This is a genomic window from Microcoleus sp. B4-C1 (assembly GCF_036705285.1).
In the GTDB taxonomy this organism is placed as follows: Bacteria; Cyanobacteriota; Cyanobacteriia; order Cyanobacteriales; family Microcoleaceae; genus Microcoleus.
In genome coordinates this window covers 1-6,003 of sequence record NZ_JAUBUC010000165.1, presented here as the reverse complement: position 1 = coordinate 6,003, position 6,003 = coordinate 1, and the positions used below count along the sequence as shown (strand labels likewise).

Sequence of the window (6,003 nt, the reverse complement as noted above, 5' to 3'; positions counted from 1 at the left end):
CGTCCCGCCCGTCCTTTTTGGACGGGCGGGACGCCCATCCCACTTTCAAGAGTGGAAGTTATTTAATTCTCATTCCATATTAGGTAGCAGCTTCTCACCCTCAAACCTAACGATTGCCAGAGCTGGTCGGAGGCTCAATTTCCGGCGGTTCGGGAGGGGGAGATTCAGACTCAGGAGGATTCAGCGACTCCTCCCAAACTTTGATTTGCGATCGAGCTTGCTCAAAAGCCCGAGTACCCGAAGGAATTTTCTTCAAAGTCGCGATCGCCCCAGCCAGATCCGACGACGACTCTTCGACACCAAGCGCCAAAATCCGCTGACTCCACTCATCAATCGCCTCACTCGCCTGCCACCGGAGCGAACTCGACTCCGGCACCTGACTTGCTAGCGCAATAGCCGTTTGCAAAGCGTCAGCAGTCCCGGCTCGGGCCGTCTGACGGGCGTTCTGCAAATTTTGCTCGCCCTGAAATTGAGCCTCCCAACTCCGAATGTTCGATCGAGCTTCCTGATAAAGCACCCGTCCCGATCGAATCCGGCGCGCCATCTCAATTGCCCCCGCCAAATTGCCGGCCGCCGCTAGCTGCTGAGCTCTATCCAAAAACGGCTGGTCAACAAGCCGCTGTCTCCTCTCGATCCAAGCTTGAATTTTGGCTTGAGCTTCCACGTAAAGCGCCCTACCTCTACCGATCCGAGAAGCTTGAGCAACGGCGGCTTCCAGAGCATTCGGATCGCCCGTACTCGCCAAATCGTTCGCTCTTTGCAAATAGGGACTGTCTTCCAGCAGCTCGATTTGACGGCTCAAGGTGCTAATTTGACGGCGAGCTTCCGAAGCGCGGGGATTTGATTCCGGGACTGTTTGCAATTGCGCGATCGCAGCCCTCAAATCATTTACCCCACCAGGCGCCGCCAGCCTGCTTGCCAAATCCAAAACTTTGACATCAGCCATTTCTTGCTGCCAGCGACCGACTAAATCTTGAGCTTGTTTGTATAAAGGGCGGCCGGAGTTCAACTTTTGAGCAATCTCGATCGCCTTGGAGAAACCCTCAACAGAGCCAGTCAAAGCCTGAGAAGTAGCATTCGCCAACTCATTAAAATCCTGTACTTGTTCCCTTAAATTTGCCGACTCTGGAATCTTGTTAGCGATCGCCATCGCCTCCTGCCAATCCCCTGCTTGCAATCGTTTTTGGGCGATCTCCAGAATTTTCTTGCTAAATTCCGCGATCGCCTTATTGGCAGCTTGATACAAATAACTGTTTTGATCAATTCCCTGAGCCAGCTTAATCCCCGTCACCAGATTGTCGAGACCTCCCTCGGAGGCTGTATTCCGGGCTTTTAGCAACTTATTGCCCTCCGCCTTAGTCGTCTGAATTAGCTTAGTCAATTCCTCGTACTTAGCCGATTCCCAGAAAGTATTTCCCAAATCCAAAAGCAGAGTAGCTTGGCTGAAAGCCAGCGGCCACTCTTCCTGACGCAAGTGGTCTTCCGCCGTGCGGTAAATTTTCTCTGCATCGCTCCATATCGACTGCCACTTTTCAATCTGCTTTTCCATCTTCGGGTAAGCGGGAACGTTTTTAGGAACCTTACGAGCGAGCGCAATCGCCTCATCCAGCTTTCCTTCTTGGAAACTAGCATTTCCCAGCCTAATAATATCCTCCGACCACCGATCGATTTGAGTGTTAATTCTCGGCCGCAGCGGATGGTTTTGTGGCAAAGCATTCACTAATTCGATCGCCCTGAGCAAATCATCCGCCGTCCGCTTGCTTGCTGCTTCTTGAGCACAAAAAAAGCGATCGTTAGCAGAAGCCGTCGGCCAAAAAATCTTTGAGCAATTTGACTGCGATGTCAGGTTGAGCAAAGACGCAATTGCCACAAACCCCATACCCACCGATAGCATCAAACTCAGCGCCAGCCAAAACTGCCACTTATTCGACCAGTTCCGCCACAACGGATTGTGTTCCCCCGGCGGCTGCGAGTTTTCCCCAGACAAATTCGGCGGTAGTTCCAGATGCCCTCCCGGCAGTTTTCCCGAAGTAACCAACTCTCGGAGCTCTTTAAGTCGTTGGGCCCGGTTTTTCCTTGCTGGTAAGCGCACCAGCGACGAAGTATCCTTTGTTGACTCCAAGGATTCTGATGCAGACCAACGGCCTGGTATTTTGCGATCTTGACTCATATCCTCACCACAAACAGCAACCAGCCAGCGTTAGTTATTTAAAAACTGCGAGCGCTGCTATCAACTGCTCTATAAAATGTATTCATCACTTTTACATACTCCCGTCGGCCCCAGACTGCAAGAGCCGATCGCCAAACCGCCACAATCAAAATTTTGTGATTAGGTAATTGATAATGCGTAATTGGCAATTGGTCAAGGCCATCATCCCTAACTCGCACTCAATAGAGCCAATTACACATTATCCTCTCAAGAACCGGAGTTTGAGCGCAAATCGCCGATGAGTTCCGCAAGTTGGTCGCTATTAGCTTGGTAAACCTCGTTGCAGAAATGGCACGTAGCCTCAGCCCCCCCATCTTTTTCAATCATGTCTTGGAGTTCCGCTTCGCCCAACATTTTCAAAGCTCCCAAAACTCGATCGAACGAACAGCCACAGTCAAAGCGCACCATCTGAGTTTCCGGGAAAATTTCCAGGCCCATATCTCCCAGTAACTCTTCGAGAATCTGGTGCAGCGTTTTGCCCGATCGCAGCAGTGGCGTAAAGCCCGACAATTGAGCAACTCTAGATTCTAAAGTTTGCACCAATTTTTCGTCCGTTGCCGCCTTCGGCAGAACCTGCAACAGCACACCCCCAGACGCTTCTACCCCGCCCGCCCCCACAAACACCCCCAAAACCAGAGCCGAAGGCGTTTGCTCCGAGGTTGCCAAATAGTGAGTCAGATCGTCGCCAATTTCGCCAGAAACCAATTCCACCGTACTTGAATAAGGGAAGCCGTATCCAACGTCCCGCACCACGTACAAATACCCGTCACCTATTGCCCCGCCGACATCTAGTTTGCCTTTAGCATTGGGCGGCAGTTCCACTTCGGGATTATCCACATAACCTCGAACTGTTCCATCAAGTCCTGCATCAACCAGAAGCCCGCCCAGTGGCCCATCTCCTTTGATGCGAATGTTGACCCTCGATTCGGGCCGCTTCATGCTGGAGGCGAGTAACAGCCCCGCCGACATCGTGCGGCCGAGGGCGGCTGTAGCCACGTAGGAGAGCTTGTGCCGCTGTCTTGCTTCTTCGGTGAGGCGGGTGGAAATGACGCCTACAGCGCGAATTCCGCCCTCTGCGGCTGTAGCGCGAATTAATTGATCGGCCATGAAAAACCTTGCTTTTGTCTTTTGATACCTTCTTGAACTATTTTATAAGTTCTTGAAGGTTGTGGCAGCAGAGAGCAGCAGTTGACTCGGCGGGCCTGGATGTGCGATCGAACTTCACAACTCGCCTCTGTTTTCTTTTTTACCTTGATTAACCAACTATTTCTTAACAAATACTCGAAGGGATTATTCACGATCAATATTTATTTGAAAAGCCCCAAATAACGAGTGCCTTTATTTTTACAAAGCCACCTTATTCTAAGTCATTTTATAACAACTAACAAATAATCTGTGGAGCATTTAAACCACTAACGATGCCAGTAGGGTGCGTCAGATCGATCGCTTCCATCGGCAAGGGAAACGCTGCGGACTGACGCACCCTACAATACTATTTTAAATGCTCCACAGCTTAACCACTAATAACTAATAACTATAGTCCAGGACGCACTACGAACAAATAAACCTGGCTTTTTAACCTATCTAGAGGCTTTTAAGCCGATGTACTTAATCTAAACAACCCGGTTTCTGGCTACCGGTGCATAAGTCTTAAACTAATGACTAATGACTAATGACTCATGACTAACAACTAATGACTAATGACTAATGACTAAAGCTTATCTTGCCGCTAACCTGACGATTACCAAACCTTTACCTTGGTCGGTTAGAGTCAGAGGCGTAGGTCTCAGACCAATGTTTTTTAGCTGGAAATAAAGGATATGCCACCAACATCCAAAGCACTTTTAGCGGAAATCCAGCATAACACAGGAGCGAGTCGAAACTTGCATTTTTATGCCAAGGGGGAAACCATTCCTATGATGTCGCAAGGCCTTTGGCGAGTCTGTCAAGGTCTAGCACAACTGAGTACGCTTTATCCAAGCGGGGAAGAAGGACTTTTGGGTTGGGTTGGGCCTTCGATGTGCTTCGGTTTGTGGTTGACAAGCTTGCAGACTTACCGAGCTACGGCGACATCAGATATTTATTTGATCTGGTATTCAATGGTGGAAATCGAAGCTTCTCCTCAATTGGCTCACGAGTTGCTACCTCAAATGGTACGGCGGCTGCGGCAAATGGAAGCAATTTTATCGATCGCCGGACAGCGGCGAGTAGATGACCGTTTGTATCAGCTACTGCTATTATTGCAACAGGAATTCGGTCAGCCTGTGGTGGAGGGAACTCGTTTGAATATCCGCTTGACACATCAAGATATTGCTAATGCGATTTGCACGACGCGGGTAACAGTAACTCGAATGCTGGGAAAATTGCAGCAGCAAGGGTTAATCAGTCGAGATGGCGATCGGCATTTAATTCTTAACAAAGATGTTTTTGCGTCCAGATCCGATTTGTTTGGCTGCAACCCTCAAGCTGTGTAGCAAGCGCAGAAAAAAATCTTATTCTGCTTCGCCAATCAGCGTAAACGCGGCCCAATCTTGCGGATTTGGGTGCATCTTCATTGTCATCAGCATCGCTTGCCGCAAAGCTTGAGCTTTATTCGGGTTTTTCTGTAATTGGCGATAGAATTCTGCCATTAATTCCGCTGTCGGCTCATCGGGCACTAACCACAGAGAAACGATAATACTAGAAACTCCAGCACTAATTAAAGCACGAGATAACCCAAGCACACCATCACCGGTGAGTTTTCCTCTGCCAGTATTGCAAGCACTTAATACCACTAATTCAGCATTTAATTTTAAATCCAAAATTTCGCTCGAAGTCAGCAATCCATCATCATTTCCTGATGGAGCAAGGGCGATCGCTCCCGGTAAATCTCCCCTCTTCACTTCATTGAGTAATCCGTGAGTTGCCAGATGAATAATTCGGGCTTTTAGCATCTGTTGAGTAATCGATGCTTTAGTCGCTTGAGAGCCTGTAATCGGTTTAGTATTCAGAAGTTGGGCAATTGTAATTGCTTCTTGTTCACTGCCCGGTAAGGGATCTAATTGGCGCGGCGGGTTGCCAATTTTGGGCATAATTGGATTGCCGACGACGAGGTTATTTTGGAGAGAAAGTTGTCGGACTTTTTGCCGTGATTGGCGGGTTAACTGCAAAATTTGAATGGCGGGAGCAGTAAGGATGGTATGTTTTTCAATCAGATATTGACCTGTCGGATCTTGTAAGGCGACAAAGGGAACTAAAAACAGGGATTGATGCGGAATGAAGATGACAGGAGCATTCGGGTCAGTAGGTAAAAGATCGGCAATGGGTTGAATGAATAGTTGATAACTTTGCTGTAATTTGGGGTAGATTATCCGAGAATTAGCAGTGGTAGAAGCAGGGGGATTAGCTGTTTGTTTATTGGCAGTGTCCCCCGATACACCCAGAGCCTCGCGAGTGCCGCGAATCATCTCAGCTAAGGCTGTATCTGGCTCGTTTAATCCTCTCCTCCCGGTAGCAGCAGATACTCTTGTCTGTTCGGTGGCTTCGGGTAGATTGATGTTCAGAGATTTGAGGTCAACTGAGCGAAAGGTAATTTCACCAGTCGGCTTGATAACCCAAATATAGAGGGCTAGATTCTCAATAGTTGAATACTCGACGAGGGTAGCGTTTTGCTCTTTAGCGATTTGTTGAATTTGCTGAATATTGGGGGGGTTGATAGTAGTTGTGAAAGAGGCAGATGCAGGGTGGATTAATTGTCGGGAGGGGAATGTATGATAGAAGAGGTAATCAAGTCTGCCCCGTCCGGGTAGACTTGA

Annotated in this window: 4 protein-coding genes; 1 reads left to right on the top strand and 3 read right to left on the bottom strand. The window is 48.7% G+C overall.

What is annotated here, in order from left to right; translation table 11 throughout:
* Positions 1-106: 106 nt before the first annotated feature.
* The gene (locus tag QUB26_RS30985) at positions 107-2,170 is read right to left on the bottom strand and encodes a hypothetical protein (RefSeq protein ID WP_333244869.1); all 2,064 of its coding nucleotides are present in this window, start codon (positions 2,168-2,170) and stop codon (positions 107-109) included.
* Positions 2,171-2,416: 246 nt separating this feature from the next.
* The gene (gene hslO / locus QUB26_RS30980) at positions 2,417-3,316 is read right to left on the bottom strand and encodes an Hsp33 family molecular chaperone HslO (protein ID WP_333215619.1); all 900 of its coding nucleotides are present in this window, start codon (positions 3,314-3,316) and stop codon (positions 2,417-2,419) included.
* A 713-nt stretch (positions 3,317-4,029) separates the two neighbouring features.
* Here hslO and QUB26_RS30975 point away from each other — a divergent pair.
* Entirely contained in the window at positions 4,030-4,683 is a 654-nt protein-coding gene (locus QUB26_RS30975) for a Crp/Fnr family transcriptional regulator (RefSeq protein WP_333244866.1), read from the top strand.
* Positions 4,684-4,701: 18 nt separating this feature from the next.
* On the opposite strand, the gene QUB26_RS30970 is transcribed toward QUB26_RS30975, so the two are convergent.
* On the bottom strand, positions 4,702-6,003 hold a 1,302-nt coding region (locus QUB26_RS30970), incomplete at its 5' end, for a CHAT domain-containing protein (RefSeq protein WP_333321136.1).

Bases quoted from the DNA above. Each gene is read 5' to 3' on its own strand.
- QUB26_RS30985 (WP_333244869.1), bottom strand. From the start codon at position 2,170: ATGAGTCAAGATCGCAAAATACCAGGCCGTTGGTCTGCATCAGAATCC.
- QUB26_RS30975 (WP_333244866.1), top strand. From the start codon at position 4,030: ATGCCACCAACATCCAAAGCACTTTTAGCGGAAATCCAGCATAACACA.
- hslO (WP_333215619.1), bottom strand. From the start codon at position 3,316: ATGGCCGATCAATTAATTCGCGCTACAGCCGCAGAGGGCGGAATTCGC.